This is a genomic window from Nonomuraea sp. GTA35, from assembly GCF_041950525.1.
Taxonomy (GTDB): Bacteria; Actinomycetota; Actinomycetes; order Streptosporangiales; family Streptosporangiaceae; genus Nonomuraea.
This window is the reverse complement of the sequence record NZ_JBGNUV010000013.1, coordinates 308,198-327,661: the sequence shown is the minus strand read 5'-3', so window position 1 is coordinate 327,661 and position 19,464 is coordinate 308,198. Positions and strand designations below refer to the sequence as shown.

General features: G+C 70.6%; 19 protein-coding genes. 10 read left to right on the top strand and 9 right to left on the bottom strand.

Translation table 11 applies throughout. From position 1 onward, the window contains the following. The first annotated feature begins 246 nt into the window (after positions 1-246). The 4 genes from ACBJ32_RS44280 to ACBJ32_RS44265 all read left to right on the top strand — a co-directional run bounded on the left by ACBJ32_RS44280 (position 247) and on the right by ACBJ32_RS44265 (position 3,886). Positions 247-531: a hypothetical protein gene (locus tag ACBJ32_RS44280; RefSeq protein ID WP_375131933.1), complete on the top strand. Its 285-nt coding sequence runs from the start codon at positions 247-249 to the stop codon at positions 529-531. Positions 532-1,083: 552 nt separating this feature from the next. Further along, positions 1,084-1,947 carry a mechanosensitive ion channel family protein gene (locus tag ACBJ32_RS44275; protein ID WP_357877662.1) on the top strand — a complete coding sequence of 288 codons (864 nt, stop codon included), beginning with the start codon at positions 1,084-1,086 and terminating at the stop codon, positions 1,945-1,947. Between the two features lie 10 nt (positions 1,948-1,957). Further along, positions 1,958-2,338 (top strand): globin, encoded by a 381-nt coding sequence (locus ACBJ32_RS44270; RefSeq protein ID WP_375131932.1) that lies wholly within the window; start codon positions 1,958-1,960, stop codon positions 2,336-2,338. Between the two features lie 18 nt (positions 2,339-2,356). Continuing rightward, a complete protein-coding gene (locus ACBJ32_RS44265; protein ID WP_375131931.1) occupies positions 2,357-3,886 on the top strand; it encodes an alpha-amylase family glycosyl hydrolase in 1,530 nt (509 codons plus the stop codon). Here ACBJ32_RS44265 and ACBJ32_RS44260 read toward each other — a convergent pair. The 3 genes from ACBJ32_RS44260 to ACBJ32_RS44250 are packed head-to-tail and all read right to left on the bottom strand — an operon-like array spanning position 3,849 to position 6,900. Next, positions 3,849-5,012: an MFS transporter gene (locus tag ACBJ32_RS44260; RefSeq protein WP_375131930.1), complete on the bottom strand. Its 1,164-nt coding sequence runs from the start codon at positions 5,010-5,012 to the stop codon at positions 3,849-3,851. The two genes, ACBJ32_RS44265 and ACBJ32_RS44260, sit on opposite strands and share 38 nt — an antisense overlap. Then, complete coding sequence (locus ACBJ32_RS44255) at positions 5,009-5,446, bottom strand: thioesterase family protein (RefSeq protein WP_357877674.1); 438 nt, start codon at positions 5,444-5,446, stop codon at positions 5,009-5,011. The genes ACBJ32_RS44260 and ACBJ32_RS44255 overlap by 4 nt, the downstream gene beginning before the upstream one ends. Before the next feature lie 23 nt (positions 5,447-5,469). Further along, positions 5,470-6,900, bottom strand: a complete 1,431-nt coding sequence (locus tag ACBJ32_RS44250) for an MFS transporter (RefSeq protein WP_375131929.1) — start codon at positions 6,898-6,900, stop codon at positions 5,470-5,472. A 74-nt stretch (positions 6,901-6,974) separates the two neighbouring features. Here ACBJ32_RS44250 and ACBJ32_RS44245 point away from each other — a divergent pair, with 74 nt between their 5' ends. Continuing rightward, positions 6,975-7,874 carry an SDR family oxidoreductase gene (locus ACBJ32_RS44245; RefSeq protein ID WP_375131928.1) on the top strand — a complete coding sequence of 300 codons (900 nt, stop codon included), beginning with the start codon at positions 6,975-6,977 and terminating at the stop codon, positions 7,872-7,874. A 6-nt stretch (positions 7,875-7,880) separates the two neighbouring features. Further along, entirely contained in the window at positions 7,881-8,699 is an 819-nt protein-coding gene (locus tag ACBJ32_RS44240) for a MaoC/PaaZ C-terminal domain-containing protein (RefSeq protein ID WP_375131927.1), read from the top strand. A 237-nt stretch (positions 8,700-8,936) separates the two neighbouring features. Here ACBJ32_RS44240 and ACBJ32_RS44235 read toward each other — a convergent pair whose 3' ends face one another. Beyond that, the gene (locus ACBJ32_RS44235; RefSeq protein WP_357877685.1) at positions 8,937-9,548 is read right to left on the bottom strand and encodes a helix-turn-helix domain-containing protein; all 612 of its coding nucleotides are present in this window, start codon (positions 9,546-9,548) and stop codon (positions 8,937-8,939) included. A gap of 109 nt (positions 9,549-9,657) precedes the next feature. Between ACBJ32_RS44235 and ACBJ32_RS44230 the strand changes: the two genes are divergently transcribed. After that, the gene (locus ACBJ32_RS44230; RefSeq protein WP_375131926.1) at positions 9,658-10,812 is read left to right on the top strand and encodes an acyl-CoA dehydrogenase family protein; all 1,155 of its coding nucleotides are present in this window, start codon (positions 9,658-9,660) and stop codon (positions 10,810-10,812) included. Between the two features lie 5 nt (positions 10,813-10,817). Further along, complete coding sequence (locus ACBJ32_RS44225; protein WP_375131925.1) at positions 10,818-12,899, top strand: acetate--CoA ligase family protein; 2,082 nt, start codon at positions 10,818-10,820, stop codon at positions 12,897-12,899. A 129-nt stretch (positions 12,900-13,028) separates the two neighbouring features. Here the strand turns inward: ACBJ32_RS44225 and ACBJ32_RS44220 are convergent, their stop codons facing one another. The 4 genes from ACBJ32_RS44220 to ACBJ32_RS44205 form a co-directional block, all read right to left on the bottom strand. Next, complete coding sequence (locus ACBJ32_RS44220) at positions 13,029-13,280, bottom strand: SCO4226 family nickel-binding protein (protein ID WP_357877694.1); 252 nt, start codon at positions 13,278-13,280, stop codon at positions 13,029-13,031. Between the two features lie 64 nt (positions 13,281-13,344). Continuing rightward, positions 13,345-14,472 (bottom strand): thiolase, encoded by a 1,128-nt coding sequence (locus ACBJ32_RS44215; RefSeq protein WP_375131924.1) that lies wholly within the window; start codon positions 14,470-14,472, stop codon positions 13,345-13,347. Then, positions 14,469-14,876, bottom strand: a complete 408-nt coding sequence (locus ACBJ32_RS44210) for a Zn-ribbon domain-containing OB-fold protein (protein ID WP_357877700.1) — start codon at positions 14,874-14,876, stop codon at positions 14,469-14,471. Before ACBJ32_RS44210 ends, ACBJ32_RS44215 begins: the two co-directional genes overlap by 4 nt. Before the next feature lie 56 nt (positions 14,877-14,932). Continuing rightward, complete coding sequence (locus ACBJ32_RS44205) at positions 14,933-15,445, bottom strand: VOC family protein (protein WP_375131923.1); 513 nt, start codon at positions 15,443-15,445, stop codon at positions 14,933-14,935. A 220-nt stretch (positions 15,446-15,665) separates the two neighbouring features. Here ACBJ32_RS44205 and ACBJ32_RS44200 point away from each other — a divergent pair, with 220 nt between their 5' ends. Together ACBJ32_RS44200 and ACBJ32_RS44195 are read left to right on the top strand one after the other, a co-directional pair. Next, a complete protein-coding gene (locus ACBJ32_RS44200; protein WP_375131922.1) occupies positions 15,666-15,971 on the top strand; it encodes a hypothetical protein in 306 nt (101 codons plus the stop codon). A gap of 159 nt (positions 15,972-16,130) precedes the next feature. Then, complete coding sequence (locus tag ACBJ32_RS44195; RefSeq protein WP_375131921.1) at positions 16,131-17,450, top strand: MFS transporter; 1,320 nt, start codon at positions 16,131-16,133, stop codon at positions 17,448-17,450. Positions 17,451-17,603: 153 nt separating this feature from the next. Here ACBJ32_RS44195 and ettA read toward each other — a convergent pair whose 3' ends face one another. Then, positions 17,604-19,268: an energy-dependent translational throttle protein EttA gene (gene ettA, locus ACBJ32_RS44190; protein ID WP_375131920.1), complete on the bottom strand. Its 1,665-nt coding sequence runs from the start codon at positions 19,266-19,268 to the stop codon at positions 17,604-17,606. Positions 19,269-19,464 lie beyond the last annotated feature (196 nt).

Here is a 19,464-nt window from a genome sequence, read left to right as displayed (position 1 = left end):
GGTCCGCAACTGGTGACTCAGCGTAGCCCTCAAGTTGCCCTGCGCCTACCCATGACTATGAAGCAATGCCGAGTTGATTGGAACGCCCACACCGAACCTACGGTTAAGGAACATCCTCCCCGGGACTGTTTCTTACACCCCATGAGGAAGAAGCGACTCCCCGTGAGCGAATCGGCTCGTTGCGCGAACTCTTGACTTGGGCCATCTTTGGCCCACCAGCAACGATTCCCGAGGGAGGAACGAACGGTGGGGGACGACAACTTCGAGCACCTTGAGCGTCTCGTGGCAGAACTGGACGCGCGTGGTCTGCTCGCACGAGTGGTCCGGACCCAGAGCGGACGGACGTTCGTACGGGTCATCAACCCGAGCGCCACGAGCCTGTCCGAGAACGTCACCTGCCGGTCGGCGTCCGTCTCCGACATGCGCGACTGGTGGTACTGCTGGTCCTGGGGCGAGCGGATGCACACGGCCGACGACCCGGCCGGCGCCGCGACGAAGGTCGCCCGCGTGCTCGCCGCCGTGGGGGAGTGACGACCCGGTGAACCGGGTGGAGCGCAGCCACCACGGCTCACCGTACCCACGGCGGCTACTGGGAGCCGGCGGAGTGGCCGGTGCGGAGGGTCTTCCGCACGTCGGAGCCCTGGTCACTCCGCCGGTTCCGGGTCACCTGCGTGCCACGCGGCGCCGCGCGCCGCGTCCACAAGCCGCCCGCCCGGGTCAGCCGGGCGGGTGTTCGGGGGATCCCTCCCGGAACCGGCACGGGACACGCTTCCGGGTGCGTGTCCCGTTCCGAGCCGTCCGTCATCGGAGCGTCTGCTCTCTCCCTCCGCGGCCCAGAGAGCGGGCGACCCCGTCTTCCCCGGCGTGATGTGACGGCGGGCGGTTCGGTCAGCGGTATTTTTGGATCGAAACGGTCCATTTTCCTGACCGAACCGCTTCCGGAGGGGATCCACCATAGTGTTACTGCTGGTGACGCCGTCGCCACCGCCGACGACTCCATCGGTACTGCCCGATATTGACAAGGTGACCTCACAAGTGGCCGTGACCTGCCAAAACGACCCGGTTTGCTCGACGATCGCCGGGGTGTTCAACAACGCGGCCTGGGCACCACTGGCAGCCATGCTGGTCGTCGTCTTCCTGATCCTCGTGTTCGCGATCGTGCTCCGCAACGTCGCGCACCGGGTCATCACGCGGGTGGTCAACCGGGCGGCCACGGGTGGCTCCCTCACCAGCCGGTTCCGTAAGGGGGTGGCGACCGACGGCATCGACGCGCTGCTGCACGAGCGGCGCAAGCAGCGGGCCGAGACGATGGGGTCGGTGCTCAAGCACATCGCCTCCGTCGTCATCCTCGGCACCGCGGTGCTGACGGTGCTCGACAGGCTGACGATTCCCATCGCGCCGCTGCTGACCAGCGTCGGCATCCTCGGCGTGGCCATCGGCTTCGGCGCGCAGGAGCTGGTGAAGGACTTCATCGCGGGCATGTTCATGCTGCTGGAGGACCAGTACGGGGTGGGTGACGTGATCGACGCGGGCCCGGCTGTCGGCACGGTCGAGGCGGTCACCCTGCGCGTCACGAGGCTGCGCGACGTGGACGGCCGCGTCTGGTACGTCCGCAACGGCACGATCACCCGGGTCGGCAACGAGTCGCAGGGCTGGTCGCGCGCGTTCATGGACGTGCCGGTGGCCTACGACGCCGACGTGGTCACCGTGCGGGTGCTGCTGGAGCACGTCGCCGAGGAGATCTGGGCCGACCCCGAGCTGCGCGAGGTCAAGATCGTGGAGCAGCCGCAGGTGTTCGGGGTCGAGCAGCTCTCCGACAGCTCGCTGGTGTTCCGCATCACGGCCAAGACTCTGCCGTCCGCGCAGGCGGAGGTGTCGCGTGAGCTGAGGCTCAGGGTCAAGACGGCACTCGACGGCGCGGGCATCTCGATGGTCGCCACCGCCTAAGCTAGGAAACGTGACAGAGACCTCCTTTTACGACGCCGTCGGAGGCGAGGAGACCTTCCGGCGCCTCGTGCACCGCTTCTACGAGGGGGTCGCGGAAGACCCGACCCTGCGGCCGCTCTATCCGGAGTCCGATCTGACGGGCGCCGAGGACCGGCTGCGGGGCTTCCTGATCCAGTACTGGGGCGGTCCCAACACCTACAGCCAGCAGCGCGGCCACCCCCGGTTGCGCATGCGGCACATGCCGTTCGTGATCGGCGAGCCCGAGCGGGACGCCTGGCTGCGGCACATGCGTGACGCGGTCGATTCGCTCGACCTGCCCGACGAGCTGGAGACCAGGCTTTGGGACTATCTGGTCTACGCTGCCCACAGCCTGGTGAACTCGCCCACATAACGGGGCATGACACGCCACATGGATATCCCCTGGTGGCGTGACGCAGTCGTCTACGAGATCTATGTCCGCAGCTTCGCCGACGCCTCCGGAGACGGCGTCGGCGATCTGGCGGGGGTGCGCGAGCGCCTTCCGTACCTGCGGGGGCTGGGTGTCGACGCGATCTGGCTCACCCCGTTCTACCGCTCCCCCATGGCCGACGGCGGCTACGACGTGGCCGACTACCGCGACGTGGACCCGCTGTTCGGCACGCTCGGCGACTTCGAGGCGCTGGTCGCCGACGCGCACGAGCAAGACCTGCGGGTGATCGTGGACATCGTGCCCAACCACAGCTCCTCGGAGCATCCCTGGTTCCAGGCGGCGCTGCGGGGCGACGGGCGCGACCGGTACATCTTCCGCGACACCGTCAACAACTGGCAGTCCACGTTCGGCGGGCCGGCGTGGACGCGAACGCCCGACGGGCAGTACTACCTGCACCTGTTCGCTCCCGGGCAGCCCGACTTCAACTGGCGCAACCCCGAGGTGCACGCGGAGTTCCTCGACATCCTGCGGTTCTGGCTGGACCGTGGCGTCGACGGCTTCCGCATCGACGTGGCGATGGGCCTGTACAAGGCGGAGGGGCTGCCCGACGTGGGCGACCAGTCGTTCAAGTCGGTCTCGCCGGTGTGGGGGCAGCCGGAGGTGCACAACGTCTACCGCGACTGGCGGCGCGTGCTCGACGGCTATCCGGGCGAGCGGATGGCCGTGGGCGAGGTGTGGACCGACAGCCCCGAGGACCTCGCCCTCTACCTGCGGCCCGACGAGCTGCACCAGAGCTTCAACTTCGCCTGGCTGCAGGCGCCGTGGTCGCCGACGGCGTTCAAGAAGGTGATCGACGACACCATCTCCACGGTGCCGTTCGCGACCTGGGTGCTGTCCAACCACGACGTCGTACGCCATCGCACCCGCTACGGCACGGCCGACCCGGGCACGGGCCTGGCGCGGGCCAGGGCGGCGCTGCTGACGATGCTGGCGCTGCCCGGCTCCGCCTACCTCTACCAGGGCGAGGAGCTGGGGTTGCCCGAGGTGACCGACCTGCCGGACGAGGCCAGGCAGGACCCGGTGTTCCTCCAGTCCAAGGGCAAGCTGCCGGGGCGCGACGGGTGCCGGGTGCCGATCCCGTGGACGGTGGACCCGCCCTCCCACGGGTTCTCGCCCGGCGGGGTGGAGCCGTGGCTGCCGCAGCCGGAGTCGTTCGCGGAGCTGAGCGTCGAGAAGCAGGAAGGGGTCGCGGACTCGACGCTGGAGTTCTACCGGCGGGCCCTGGCCTGCCGCCGCGAGCTGGTGCGGAGCATTCCTTACACCCTGGAGTGGCTGGATTCTCCCGAGGGAGCGCTTTTCTTCGCCCGTGGGCCGCTGATCTGCGCGGTCAACTGCGGCCCCCAGCCGGTACGCCTGCCGCAGCACGAGGAGGTGCTGCTGTCGAGCACGCCGCTGAAGCGCGGGCTGCTGCCGCCCGACACGGCGGTGTGGCTCAGGAGCGCCTCGCCCGCTCCCAGCGCCGGGGAATGACGGGCAGCGAGGCCACGGCGCAGGCCAGCCCCGCCGCGAAGCCGGCCCAGTAGCCCGCGCCGACGATCAGGGCCCCGGCCACCGGCGTGACGGCCAGGGAGACGGTGTTCTGGATCGTGTTGTGGGTGCCGAGCACCTTGCCCGCCCAGCCCGGCCCGGCCAGCTCGCCCGCCGCGAGGTAGGCCAGCCCGTTGCCGGACACCGTCATCACCGAGGCCAGCACGAGCGCCGCCACCCCGAGCCGGGTGGCGGTGAGCGTGCCGGCGACCAGCAGCGCCAGCACCGCGAGGTTGCCGAGGGTGAGGATCAGCAGGGGCCGCATGCGCAGGCCGGTGCGGTCGGACCAGCGCCCGGCCGCGACGCGGATCAGGGCCCCGCCGATCGCGGCCACGCCGAAGAGCCGGCCGGCCGCCACGTCGTCCCAGCCGTAGGTCGTGACCAGGCAGTCCACCCCGTACGTGCTGACCACGACCTGCGGCACCACGTGCAGGGCGCTGGTGGCGTGCACCCGCCACAGGGCGGGCTGCCGGTACGGCGAGCCCGCCCGCTCCGCGCCCGGCCCGGAGATCGCACGCGGCGGCTCGGCCATGAACAGCGCGGCCAGCACGGCGGCCAGCAGGCTCACGCCGGAGCAGAGCAGCAGCACGCCCGGTAACCCGTGGGCCCGCGCCATGGGCGGCAGCGCGAAGGCGGCCACGGCCATGCCGAGGGTGAAGGAGACCTGGCGCACCCCCATGGCGACGCCGCGCTCCGCCGACTCGAACCACCGCAGCACGATGCGCCCGCCGCCCACCATCGCGGCCGAGCCGGCGGCGCCCGCCAGTGCCAGCAGCGTGATCACCGCCCAGGTGCTCCCGGCGAAGGCCGTGGCGGCCAGCGCCGCGGCGGCCACTCCCACGCCGGCGCCCAGGACGACCCGCTCGCCGTACCGGTCGGCCAGCGCGCCCCAGGCGACGAGGGCGCACATGACCCCGATGGCGGGGGCGTTGGCGATGAGGCCGCCCACGGGCAGCGAGACGTTGAAATGTCGCAAAATTTCGGGCATGACCAGCGGCAGGCCGAACAGCCCCAGGGTGACGCCGGCGTGCGCGTTGACGCCCAGCGCCAGCATCCACCAGCGTTTCATTCCGCCGCGTAGCGCTTCAGGTAAGCCCGTTCGTGCTCGGTCAGCCTGCGCGGCGCGGCCCGCTCGACGTCGTAGGCCGCCATGACGGACTTGGCGGTGACGTAGAGCCCCTCCTCGTCGCGGATCTCGTACTGCAGCGTGAACCGCACCGCCCTGATCTCCGTCACCCAGGTCTCGACCCGTACGGGCTGCGCGCGGAAGCCCAGCGGGCGGCGGTAGTCGATCTCGTGCCGGGTCACGACCAGGCCCTTGAACGGCTCGTCGCCCGCGACGTACGGATCGATGCTCAGCATGCCGAAGCGGGCGTCCTCGAGGTAGTCGAGGAAGCGCACGTTGTTCACATGCCCTTGGGAGTCGATGTCGCCGAATCTCACCGCGCGGGGATAGACGTGCCGTTCGGCCGGGGTGCTTTCGGACGGGGTGCGTTCAACCACGTCCGCCACCGTACCCGTCCGGGTCAGGTGGCCCTGCGCCGGGCCAGGCAGGACAGCACGGTCAGCACCGAGATCGCGGCCATGGAGCCCAGCGCCCAGCGGTAGCCGGTGACGAGCTGTTCGACCGCCCCGCCCGACAGTTGCGCGAGCGTGCCGGCGAACACGCTCTGGTGCAGCCCGGCGGGGAGCGGCGCGGTGATGATCGACAGGACCAGGCCGGTGCCGACGACGTTGCCGGTGTTCTGCAGCATGAGGCGCATGGCGTTGACGATGCCGAGCCGGTTGGAGGGCAGGCCGTCCAGGATGGCGGTGGTGTTGGAGGGCAGGAACGCGCCCGAGCCGAGCCCGATGAGCACGAGCCCCGCCGCCACGGCCGGGTACGGCATGTCCGCCGACATCACCGACAGCATGACGACCAGCCCGCACGTGGTCGTCGCGGCGCCGGCCACGGCGAGCGTGCGCGCGCTCATCAGGCGCTGCAGGAAGCCCGAGCTCACCGAGCCGATCATGGCGGCGATTGCCAGCGGCAGCACCTTCAGCCCCGCCTGCACGGGATCGTCGCCGCGCACGGCCTGGAAGTAGAGCGCGACCAGGAAGACCATGCCCATGCGCGCCACGGCGTTGAGGAACGAGGCCAGCGTGCCGAACGCGAAGGCCCGCTCCCTGAACAGGGTCAGGTCCACGACCGGATGCTCCGCCCGCGACTCCCTGAGCAGGAACAGCGGCAGCCCCGCCACGAACGCCGCCAGCCCGCCCAGCACCACCGGATGGTCCCAGCCGAGCCGGGTGAACTCCGACAGCGCCAGCAGCAGCCCGCCGAGGGTGGCCAGGACCAGGACGTTCCCCGGCCCGTCCAGCCCGCCCTCACGCTCGGCCCTGGGCGGCCTGGGCAGCACGAGCACGCCCCACAGCAGGCAGAGCAGGCCGACGGGCACGTTGAACCAGAACACCCACCGCCAGCCCAGGCTCTCGGCCAGCACCCCGCCCAGCGTCGGCCCGATCAGCCCGGCGATGGAGAACGAGGCCACGTACACGCCCATCCCCTCGCCCAGCCGCTCGCGCGGGAAGGCGTCGCTGATCAGGGCGGCGCTGTTGGTGAGCAGCATCGCGCCGCCCACGGCCTGCAGCACCCGCATGGCCACGATCACCCACGCGTTCGGCGCCAGGCCCGCGAGCAGGGCGGCCAGCGTGTACGTGGCCAGCCCCAGCAGGTACATCCTGCGCCTGCCGAACAGATCGGCCAGCCGGCCGAACACCACCATGAGCACGGTCGTGGTCAACTGGTAGCCCAGGAGGATCCAGCTCGCGGCCGTGGCGCCGGCCCCGGTGTGCCTGGCGATCTCGGGCAGCGCGACGTTGATGGCGCTGCCGCTGAGCCCTGTCAGCACGCTCGCCAGGCTCACGACCGACAACGTTCGCCAGGCGTCACGGGTGGGGGTGGTCGTCGCCGGCAAGGGCCCTGTCCTTTCTAGATTTTAATACTAGAATCCAATTCAAAACGTCAGCCGGTCAAGGATCGAGGTGTCGGATGAGCGGGATCGTCGAAGGCCGCGTGGTGATCGTCACCGGTGCGGCCAGGGGCATCGGACGGGGACACGCGCTGGAATTCGCCAGGCAGGGGGCGAAGGTCGTGGTCAACGACCTGGGCGCGGAGGTGGACGGCACCGGTTCGTCGGGCGCGGCGGCCGAGGTGGTGGCGGAGATCGAGGCCATGGGCGGGCAGGCCGTCGTCAACGGCGAGGACGTCTCCGACTTCGACGGCGCCGAGCGGCTCGTCCGCGCCGCCGTCGACCACTTCGGCGACCTGCACGTGCTGGTCAACAACGCGGGCATCCTGCGCGACCGGATGCTCGTCAACATGACCGCCGACGAGTGGGACGCCGTCATCAGGGTGCACCTGCGCGGCACCTTCGCCCCGCTGCGCCACGCCGCGGCCTACTGGCGGAACAAGGCCAAGGCGGGCGAACGGGTGGACGCCCGGATCATCAACACCACCTCGTCCTCCGGCATCTACGGCAACCCGGGGCAGGGCAACTACGGCGCCGCCAAGGCCGGCATCGCGGGCCTGACGATCATCGCCGCCAGGGAGCTGGAGCGGTACGGCGTCACCGTGAACGCCATCGCCCCCGCCGCGCTCACCCGCATGACCGAGAACCTCATGCCCGCCGGCGCCACCGGCGCAGACCCCGACGACATCGCGCCGCTGGTCGTCTGGCTCTCCAGCGCGGAGGCGCGCGGGATCACCGGGCGCGTGTTCAACGTGCGGGCCGGCAAGATCAGCGTGGCCGAGGGCTGGCACGCCGGGCCGGAGGCCGACAAGGGCAGCCGCTGGGACCCGGCCGAGCTGGGCTCCGTCATCCCCGCCCTGGTGGAGAAGGCCGCGCCCAACGCGCTGACGAACGGCCGCATCCCCGGACGGGAGGACTGACCCGCCATGGCACTCGACCACTCGCTGATCGGGGCCGACGGGCCCGTGCACGAGCGTACGTGGACCGCGAAGGACACCATGCTGTACGCGCTCGGCGTCGGGGCGGGCACCTCGGAGCTGGAGTTCACCACCGAGAAGGAGCAGCGCGTGCTGCCCACGTTCGCCGTCCTGGCCGCCCAGGCTCCCGGGCGGCGGCTCGGCGACTACGACCCGGCCATGCTCGTCCACGCCGAACAGGGCTTCGAGCTGCACCGCGAGCTGCCCGCGGCCGGTGGCGTGCGGACCACGTCACGGGTGACCGGCATCTACGACAAGGGCTCGGGCGCGCTGGTCACCTCGGAGGCGCGGGCCGTGGACCTGGAGACCGGGGAGCTCGTCATCGCCTCGCGGAGCTCGGTGTTCATCCGGGGCGAAGGCGGCTTCGGCGGGGACCGGGGGCCGCGTGACACGTGGGCGCCGCCCGACCGGGCGCCCGACCACAAGGTCACCTACTCGACCCTGCCCGAGCAGGCGCTGATCTACCGGCTGTCGGGGGACTACAACCCGCTGCACAGCGACCCGTCGTTCGCGGCCAGGGCCGGCTTCGACCGGCCCATCCTGCATGGGCTGTGCACGTACGGGGTGACGGGGCGGGCGCTGCTGCACGCTGTGGCGGGGTCCGATCCGGGACGGTTCAAGGCCATGTCGGGGCGGTTCTCCAGCCCGGTGTTCCCCGGGGAGTCGCTCACGGTGTCGATCTGGGTGGACGGGGCCGACGTGCTGTTCAGGACCGCCAAGGACGACGGGACCGTGGTGATCGACCGGGGCCGCGCGACCGTCACCTGACCCTCCGGCCCGACGCCTCCCGGCGGGCGGGTGGCCCCTTCCCCACCACGCCACCCACCCGCCGGCGGGACGGCACTCCCCTCAGCGTCGCCCGCGTCGCGCCGAGCACCGACCCGGCGAGGGCGCTCGCCCATGACGCGCCCAGAAACGGCGCACCTACCTACGGGCCGCCCGCTCCGCCGCCGCGCGCCTCGGCACCGCCGGCGGCATGTGGGGCGGAGAGGGGGTGGGAGGGGTTCAGGTCTCGTCGAGGGCCCGGAGGGGGTCGAGGCGGTGGATCAAGGTCATGGCGGCCTCGATGACCTCCCGGGCCTCCTCCTCGGTGTCCGAGGTGGCGACCTCGCGGGCGGCCTCGCCGATGATGCTGGTCAGGACGGCCACGGTGAAGCGGTCGAGAGGGTCGCCCCCCGCGCCCAGCAGCACCGCGTTCTGCCGGACCCACTCGCGCCCCCGCGTGCGGCGGATGAGCTCGAAGCCCGGAGGGCCGTCGCCGTCGATGAAGAGGCGGACCAGGTCGCGCCGCTCCCACGCCCCCGCGAGGTACGCCCGCGCCCCCGCGATCAGCAGCTCCACCGGGTCGCAGACCCCTTCCTTCCTGGCCTTGGCCACGCTGGAGGCGGAGGCCTGCTCGTGGGCGGCCTGGTGGTCCTCGTACAGGGCGAGGAAGAGCTCGGTCTTGCCACCGAAGTGGTGGTAGAGGCTGCCCACGCTGGAGCCGGCGCGGGCGACGACCTCCGAGACGTTGGCCTCGGCGAAGCCGTGCTCGCTGAAGACCTCGCGCGCCGCCTGCAGCATGCTTTTGCGGGTCTGCGCCGTACGGCTCCACTCCCACGAGGACTTGCGTGCCATGACGCCATCCTAGCCGCCGAAATTCTAGAATCAGATTCTTGACACAGAGCCGTGACGGTTAGAATGTCTTCCTAGAGAAAGATTCTAGAAATTGCACCAGGAGGCGGCTGTGGACTTCTCGCTCACCCCCGAGGAACGCCAGATCCGCGACACCGTCCGCACCTTCATCGAGAAGGAGGTCATGCCGCTGGAGCCCGAGGTCCTGCGCAACGAGCGCGAGGGCCGCCCGGGCCTGGACCCCGACGTCCTGCGTGACCTGCGCGCCAAGGCCAGGAAGTCCGGCTTCTGGGGGATCAACACCCCCGAGGAGTACGGCGGAGCGGCCCTCGGCCCGATCATGTCCGCGATCATCGCCATGGAGATCGGCCGCACGTTCGTGCCGTTCTCGTTCGGCGGCAGCGCCGACAACATCCTCTACGCCGGCAACGAGGAGCAGAAGCAGCGCTACCTGATCCCCACCATCGAGGGCGAGCGCCGCTCCTGCTTCGCGATCACCGAGCCCGGCGCCGGCTCCGACGCCCGCAACATCCGCACCAAGGCCGTACGCGACGGCTCCGAGTGGGTGATCAGCGGCGAGAAGACGTTCATCACGGGCGGGAACGAGGCGGACTTCGTCATGGTCTTCGCCGTGGCCGAGGAGCACGGCGTCACCTGCTTCCTGGTGGACCGCGACATGGGCTGGAAGTCCGAGCCCATCCCCACCATGGGCCAGTGGGGCCCGGCCTCGCTCGTGTTCCAGGACGTGCGGGTGCCGGAGGAGAACATCCTCGGCGAGCTCGGCAAGGGCTTCGAGCTGGCCATGCAGTGGATCGGCCAGGGCCGCTACATGATCCCGGCACGCGCCATCGGGTCGGCCGAGCGCATGTTGCAGATGGCCGTCGACTACGCCAAGATCCGCAAGTCCATGGGCCAGACCATCTCCAACTACCAGGCCATCCAGTGGATGATCGCCGACTCCCAGGTGGAGATCGAGGCGGCCAAGTGGCTGACGCTGTACGCGGCCTGGCGGGTGGGCGAGGGCCTGGACGCCCGGCACGCCTCCTCGATCGCCAAGCTGAACGGCGCCGTCATGGCCAACCAGGTCGTGGACCGGGTGCTGCAGATCCATGGGGGTATGGGGTACACCAAGGAGCTGCCGATCGAGCGGTGGTACAGGGAGCTGCGCCTGCTGCGCATCTTCGAGGGGACCGACGAGATCCAGCGCCGTACGATCGCCCGCAACCTCATCAAGGGCCACGCCCGGCTCGGACTCATCGGGGAATGACGTACATGTCGGTTGGGGAGCTGTTCAATCCGCGCTCGATCGCCCTGGTGGGGGCCACGGACAAGTCGGGGTGGTCGATCAGCACGCTGGCCAACCTGCGTGCGCACGGGTTCCCCGGGCCCGTCCACCTGGTCAACCCGCGGGGCGGCGTGGTGCACGGCCAGGCGGCGTACCGGAGCCTGACGGAGATCCCCGAGCGGGTGGACCTGGCGTACGTGATGGTGCCGACCGCGGCCGTGCTGGGCGTGCTGCGGGAGGGGGCCAAGCTGGGGATCCGGTGTTACGTGATCCTCACGGCCGGCTTCGGGGAGGCCGGGGAGGAGGGGGCGCGGCTGGAGGCGGAGATCGCGGCCTTCGCCACGGAGAACGGGCTGACGATCCTGGGGCCCAACGGCAACGGTTACATCAACGCGGCCGCCGGCGTGACACCGTACGGGCTGCCCATCCCGCCGCCGCTGCTGCGCGGCGCGGTCGGCGTGGTGCTGCAGAGCGGGGCGCTGGCCAGCTCCGTGCTGGGGTTCGCGCAGGCCCGCAACGTGGGGATCAGCCTGCTGACGTCGATGGGCAACGAGTCGGTCGTGACCGTCACGGACGTGATCGGCTACCTGGTGGACGACCCGGCGACCAGGGTCATCGCGCTGTTCCTGGAATCGATCAGGAACCCGGCCGAGTTCTCCCGCGTGGCACGGCGGGCCCTGGAGGCGGGCAAGCCGATCGTGGCGCTCAAGATCGGGCGCAGCAAGCTGGCCTCGCACACCGCGCAGGCGCACACGGGCGCGCTGGTGGGCGACGACGACGTCATCGACGCGGCGCTGCGGCAGCTCGGCGTGATCAGGGTGCGTTCGCTGGAGGACCTCATCATCACGGCCGGGCTGCTGGCTTCCTCGGGGCCGTTGCCGGGACGGCGGATCGGGGTCGTCACCCCGTCGGGCGGCGCCTCGGAGATCATCGCGGACCGGGCCGAGGACGAGGGGCTGGAGCTGCCGCCGTTCGCGCCGGAGACGGTGGCGCGGCTGGCGGAGATCGTCCCGGCCTTCGGCACCGTGCAGAACCCGCTCGACGTCACCGGGTACGTGCTCATCGACCGGACCCTGCTCGGCCGGGCGCTGGAGGCGGTGACCGCGGACCCCGGGATCGACCTGATCATGCTGTTGTCGGAGCCGCCCAAGGTGGCGCCGCCCGATCCGGCACCGGTGCTGGCCACGTACGCGGCCAGCGCGGGGCGGATCGCCTCCTCGCCGGTGCCGGTCGTGGTGGTGAGCAACGTGCTGACCGACGTGACCGAGTTCGGGCGGCGGGTGCAGGCGGAGACCGGGTTCCCGTACGTGGCGGGCGGGATCGAGCACGGGCTGCACGCCATCGGGGCAGCCGTGCGCTGGTCGGAGCAGCGTGAGCGGGTCCTGTCCCGGCCGGCCCCGCTCCCCCGCGCCGTCGCGCCGCCCGAGGGGGCGAGCGGGGTGTGGGCCGAGCACCGGGCCGCCGCGCTGCTGGCCTCCGCCGGGCTGCCGGTGGTGCCGTCGGAGCTGGCCCGCGACGAATCGGCGGCGGTGGCGGCGGCGGAGCGGTTCGGCTGTCCCGTGGTGCTCAAGGCGGCCGCCGAGGGCCTCGGGCACAAGAGCGACGTCGGCGGGGTCCGGCTCGGGCTCGGCGGGGCGGAGGAGGTGCGGCAGGCGTACCGGGAGATCGTCGCCGCGGTGCCGTCGCTGGACGGCGTGCTCGTCCAGCCGCAGCGCCGTGGCGGGATCGAGCTGCTGGTCGGCGTCGTACGGGATCCGGCCTGGGGACTCACGCTGGCCGTGGGGCTGGGCGGGGTCTGGGTGGAGGTGCTGCGCGACACGGCGCTGCGCGTGCTGCCGGTGGACGCCGGCGAGGCGCGTACGGCGCTCACGGAGCTGCGCGGCGCGGCGCTGCTGAACGGGGTCAGGGGCAGCGAGCCCGCCGACCTGGACGCGGTGGCGGACGTGGTGGCGCGGGTCGCGGCGTTCGCCGAGTCGCTGGGCGACGGGCTGGAGTCCCTGGAGATCAACCCGTTGCTCGTCAGCGGCTCCCGCGTCGAGGCCCTGGACGCCCTGATCACCTGGCGCTGAGGCGATCCCGAGCGGGACGGTGGCGCCGGGGCGATCTGCCCTGGATCGATCGGCGCTGTGGCGATCGGCGCTCAGGCGATCGGCGCGCGAAGCGGGCGGTCCTGGGGCCGCCCGTTTCGTTTCGGCGGGTTACTCCACCTCGACCGGCAGCTCGTAGATCTCCGTCGTCGGGTGCCCGGCCTTGTCGTGCACCCGCAGCACCGCCTCCTTCGACGGCCCCGACGACAGGCAGAACACCTTCCCCGAGTCCGGGTCGAGCCAGGCGCGCTCGAAGTGCACCCCCTCCCCCGCCTCGATCGCGAGGTCACGCTCGTGGGCGGCGCGGAGCTGCTCCTCCGTGGCGCCGACGAATCCACTGTGCACGTCCATGAACTTCGGCATGGCGCATCCCTCCTCCTGGGCAGAGTGTCCCTCTACCCAGGAGGGCGTTCCATCCCGTGCCACCTCAGGGCAGGCGGTTGGCGAGCACCAGGGTCGCGGCCGAGGCGAACATGCCGCCGTTGCCCAGCACCACGCTCACCTCCACGTCCGGCACCTGGGCCGCCGCCTCGCCGCGGAGCTGGCGTACCGACTCCTGGATGGCGAACATGCCGTACATGCCGGTGTGCGTGTACGACAGGCCGCCGCCGTTGGTGTTCAGCGGCAGCCGTCCGCCGGGCGAGGTGTGCCCTTCCGCGATGAACGCGCCGGCCTCGCCCCGGCCGACGAAGCCCAGGTCCTCCAGGCCGTAGATGGGCACGTGGGCGAAGGCGTCGTACACCATGAGGTGGTCCACGTCCTCGTGGGTGATCTTGGCCTCGGCGAAGGCGGCCTCGCCCGACAGGCGGAAGCCCTTGGAGGTGGTGAAGTCCTCCATCTGCGAGATGATCGGCGACTCGGCGGCCTCACCCGAGCCCAGCAGGTGGACCGGGGAGCGGCGGGCGCGCTCCGCGGAGGTGACGATCAGCGCGCCGCCGCCGTCGGTCACCAGGCAGCACTCCAGCAGGTGGAACGGGTAGGCCACCAGCCGCGACGCGAGCACGTCCTCGACCGTGATGAGGTCGCGGTACAGGGCGCGCGGGTTGCGGTGCGCCCACCGCCGCTGCGCCACCGCGACCTCGGCGAGCTGCTCGTGCGTGAGGCCGGTCTCCTTCATGTAGCGCAGCGCCGTGATGGTGAACGAGGTGGGCGGCCCGACCACCCCGTACGGCAGCTCGAACTGCCCCAGCAACGAGTCGGCCCCCAGCCCGAACCGCCCTGCCCCGACCCGCGACCGCCCCGACTCCCCATGGGTGATCAGCACGGTACGGCACAGCCCCGCCTTGATGGCCGCGGCCGCGTGGCGGACGTGGAACAGGAACGACGAGCCGCCCACCCCCGTGCCGTCCAGCCAGGCGGGTGTGATGCCGAGGGCGTGGGCGATCTGGATCGGGCCGGGGGTGCCGACCGTGGCGACGCCGTCGATGTCGTGGATGGTCATGTTCGCATCGGCGAGGGCGTTCCTGGCGGCCTCCAGGTGCAGTTGCATCGTGGAGTGGCCGGGCAGGCGGCCCACCTCGTCGGTCTCGGCGGCACCCGCGATCACGACGGTCATCCGGCGCCTCCCACCGGCTCGAAGAGCGGCACGCTGACGTCCCCGCGCCGCTCGAACACCACCCGGAGCTCCATGTCCAGCTCCAGGTGTTCAGGGGTGTTCGGCACGCCGACGAGGTTCGTCATCATGCGCACGCCCTCCTCCAGCTCGACGACGGCGATGGCGTACGGGGCCTCGTCCTCGAAGCCGGGCGCCGGGCGGTGGTTGATCACGTAGGAGTACAGGGTGGCGCGACCGCTGGCGCGCACCCATTCGACCTCGTCGCCGCCGCAGCGGGGGCAGCTCGGCCGTGGGTAGAAGTAGTGCCGCGCGCACGGTTTGCAGCGCTGGATCCTCAGCTCGCCCGCGGCCGTGCCGTCCCAGAACGGCTGGGTCTCCGGTGTGGGCTTAGGTGCCGGCTTCATCGGCCTCCCCAATCCTAGTTCTAGAATCACACTCTAGATCTAAGTTCTGCCGGGGCTCAAGGGCTCGGGATGCCGTTGCCGTTCCTGCCCCGTCCGGCCAGCACCTCCTCCAGGGCCGGGCGCGGCTCGTGCGGGTCGCGGCGCCCCGGCTGGGCGAGCTGGATCAGCACGCCGTGCGCCTCCTTGGGGTGCAGGAACACCTCCTGCCAGCGCGCGTCGGAGCGGTTGAGCCCGTGCAGGCGATAGCCGCGTCCGGTCAGCCTGGCCACGGCCGCGTCCAGGTCGTCGACGTGGAAGTTCAGGTGGTGGACGCCGCCCCGGCCCCTCGTGAGCTCGAAGAAGCTGTCGAAGAACGTGGACCCGGCCAGGGGCTCCATGAGCTCGACCTTGTTGCCGTTGCCGTAGGTGAGCTGCAGGGTCCGGTAGCCGGCGATCCGGTTGTCACCACCGCCGCCCAGGTGACGGCCGCCGAGCAGGTCACGGTAGATCGGCAGCAGATCCCTGATCCGGGGCGCGGCCACGGCCGTGTGGTCGAAGTGTACTTCCAGCCCGTCCAGTTCCAGGTCCACGCGGGGGCTCCTCACATTCGGAATCCTAGAATTTCATTCTAGCCGCTCACCTTTGACGGGCACTCGGCGCGCGGAGCAGCATCACAGAAAGGGATTCTAGAGTGAACTTCTAGAACGTACGGGGGTCCAGCCCGACCAGAAAGGCTAGCCATGAGGCCGTCCTACGTCCGTGAGCTCGACGAGTACCCGACCGGCGCCCGCCGCATGAAGATCCCTCACGATGGCCGTGCCGGCCATCCTCATCGGCTCCTACGAAGGGCAGATCGCGCCCGTCGTCCCCCTGCTGCTCGAAGATCTCGACATGACGCTGACCACGTACGGCGCCGTGTCAGGCGCGGCGGCCGTGGCCGGCGCGACCGCCTCCATCCTCGGCGGCCGGCTCACCGACATCGCGGTGCTGCACCGCGGGGAGCGGCAGCTTGGGGCGCGCGGCATCGCGGGGAGCGCTCCGGGCGGGGACGCTCGCAGTCCATCACGGCGCGGCAACAGCTCGGCACTCGCCGTACATCATGAGCCCCACGCATGATGGCCAGGCACACACAGGTACTGGACTGTATCCCCTGGGGTCGCGCAAACTTGACGGGCTGATCACGTCGCCGTGTTCGGGGGAGCGGGCGACACCACGGACGTGCCCACACCCGCCACGCCCGATCCTTCTCCTGCGCGCATCAAAAGGATCCGCACCATGCCCGACAGCACCCCCGCCGCGCGTCACAGCAGACGCGCCACGATCGCCTCGTTCATCGGCACGGCGGTCGAGTGGTACGACTTCTTCATCTTCGGCACCGCTTCGGCCCTGGTCTTCGGCACCCTGTTCTTCCCCGAGTCCGACAGCGGGACCGGGACGCTGGCGGCGTTCGCCACGTTCTGGGTCGGATTCCTGGCCCGCCCGCTCGGCGGCATCGTGTTCGGGCACGTCGGTGATCGCATCGGGCGCAAGAACGTCCTGGTCATCACCCTGATCCTGATGGGATCGGCCACCACGCTGATCGGCGTGCTGCCCACCTACGCGTCCATCGGGTACGCGGCGCCGCTGTTGCTCGTCCTGCTCCGTGCCCTGCAGGGCATCGCGGTGGGCGGCGAATGGGGCGGGGCCGTCCTGATGGCCACCGAGAGCACCGCGCAGGGGCGGCGCGGCATGGCCGGCATGTGGGTGCAGCAGGGCTCGCCCGCCGGCGCCATCCTGGCCACCCTCGTCTTCCTCGTGGTGGGGCGGCTGCCCGACGGTGCCTTCCTGGAGTGGGGCTGGCGCGTGCCGTTCCTGCTGTCGGTGCTGCTCGTGGTGATCGGGCTGGTGATCCGGCTCACGGTGCACGAGCCCGCCGAGTTCCGCGCGGCACGCGAGGCGGAGCCGGCCGTCAGGGTGCCTCTCGTGACGTTGTTCCGGACGGCATGGCCGCTGGTCGTCCTCGGTATCGGGGCGAGTGCGCTGGGAATCTCCGCGGCCTACTTCACGAACACGTTCGTCGTGTCGTGGGCCACCACCGACCTCGGCATCGCCCGCCAGACCATGCTGGACATCCTGCTGGTCATCTTCATCCTGCAGTTCTTCTGGCAACCTGTCGCCGCCCTCGTCGCCCGCAGGGTCGGCGCCGTGCGGGTCATGGCGGGCGCCCTGGCCGGCAACATCCTGGTCGCCGTCCCGATGTTCCTGCTGATCACGAGCCGGGACGCGCTCCTGGTCGGGGTCGCCCTCGCGCTCAGCGTGGTCACCGGGGCCTCGTACTACGCGTTGCTCGCCAACTTCCTGGCCCAGGCGTTTCCCGTACGCGTGCGCTACACCGGCATCTCCGTCTCCTACCAGCTCTGCAGCACGATCATCGGCGGGTCCACCCCGCTGGTCGCCCAGTGGCTGCTGATCAGCGGGGGCGGCAGCCACTGGCCCGTCGTGGGGTACTACATCGCCCTGCTCGTCCTCACGCTCGGCTGCGTGCTCGCGCTCGCCCGCCGTACCGGGGACGATCAGCACCCTGCCGTCGCGCAAGCCGCTCTGACCAATCCCTGAGCAGCCGTCCCGGCCGCGGTCTCCATCCGCCGGCCGGCTCCTTGCCTCCGCGAGCTCCTCCCGCACAGCCGGACAGCCGCCCACATGCGGACAACCCGTGGATCACGCCGCCAGGGGCATGATCCACGGGTTGTCAGCCGGCCGCAGCCGATATCAGTCGCGGTGCAGCTTGCGGTAGGTCACCCGGTGCGGACGTGCCGCGTCGGCGCCCAGCCGCTCGATCTTGTTCTTCTCGTAGTCCGCGAAGTTGCCCTCGAACCAGAACCAGTTGGACCCTTCCTCCCAGGCCAGGATGTGGGTCGCGATGCGGTCGAGGAACCACCGGTCGTGCGAGGTGATCACGGCACAGCCCGGGAAGTCGAGCAGCGCGTTCTCCAGCGACGACAGGGTCTCGGTGTCGAGGTCGTTGGTGGGCTCGTCCAGCAGCAGCACGTTGCCGCCCTGCTTGAGCGTGAGCGCCAGGTTGAGCCGGTTGCGCTCGCCACCGGACAGCACGCCGGCCTTCTTCTGCTGGTCGGGGCCCTTGAAACCGAACGCCGCGATGTACGCCCGCGACGGCATCTCCACGTTGCCGACCTTGATGTGGTCGAGCCCGTCGGAGACGACCTCCCAGACGTTCTTGGTCGGGTCGATGCCGCCACGGCTCTGGTCGGCGTAGGAGATCTTCACGGTGTCGCCGATCGTGATCGAGCCCGTGTCGGGGGTCTCCCCACCGGTGATCATGCGGAACAGCGTGGTCTTGCCGACGCCGTTCGGGCCGATGACACCGACGATGCCGTTACGCGGCAGGTCGAACGTCAGGTTCTCCATGAGCAGCCGCTCGCCGAAGCCCTTGGTGAGCTCGTCGGCCTTGATCACCGTGGTGCCCAGGCGCGGGCCCGGCGGGATCTGGATCTCTTCGAAGTCCAGCTTGCGGAACTTGTCGGCCTCGGCGGCCATCTCCTCGTACCGCTGGAGTCGGGCCTTGCTCTTGGTCTGGCGGGCCTTGGGGTTCGACCTGACCCACTCCAGCTCGTCCTCCAGGCGCTTCTTGCGCTTGGCGTCCTTCTGGCCCTCGACCTTGAGCCGCTGCGCCTTCATGTCGAGGTACGTGGAGTAGTTGCCCTCGTACGGGTAGCACCGGCCCCGGTCGAGCTCGAGGATCCAGGTGGCGACGTTGTCGAGGAAGTACCGGTCGTGGGTGACGGCCAGCACCGTGCCCGCGTACTTCTCCAGGTGCGACTCCAGCCACTGCACGCTCTCGGCGTCGAGGTGGTTGGTGGGCTCGTCGAGCAGCAGCAGGTCGGGCGCCTCAAGCAGCAGCTTGCACAGCGCGACCCGGCGCCGCTCACCACCGGACAGCTTGCTCACCTCGGCGTCGGGCGGCGGGCAGCGCAGCGCGTCCATGGCCTGCTCGAGCTGGCTGTCGAGATCCCACGCGTTGCGGTGCTCAAGCTGGTCCTGCAGCTTGCCCATCTCGTCCAGCAGCTCGTCGCTGTAGTCGGTGGCCATCTGCTCGGCGATGTCGTTGTAGCGCTGGAGCATCGCCATCGTCTCGGCGACGCCTTCCTGCACGTTGCCGAGGACGGTCTTCTCCTCGTTGAGCGGCGGCTCCTGCTGGAGCATGCCCACCGTGAAACCCGGCATGAGCTTGGCATCACCGTTGGACGGCTGCTCCAGGCCGGCCATCATCCGGAGCAGCGTCGACTTTCCGGTGCCGTTCGGCCCCAGGACACCGATCTTGACCCCGGGCAGGAACGACAGCGTGACGTCGTCAAGCACAACCTTGTCGCCGTGCGCCTTGCGCACGCGCTGCAGCGTGTAGATGTACTCCGGCATGCTCTCTAGCTTAGGGGCTCCCAACCCAGGCTTCCGCCGCTCCTCTCCGGTCGCCGCCCTTCCACCCCGGCGAGACAGAAGCGGGCGGCCCGGATGCACGACGGAGGAGGCGCGGATGCCGGAGCGTCTGCGCGTGGCAGCGAGAGCGGGGGAACGGGACGAGGGAGGGGCTACGGGGTGGAGGGGTCGTTGGGGA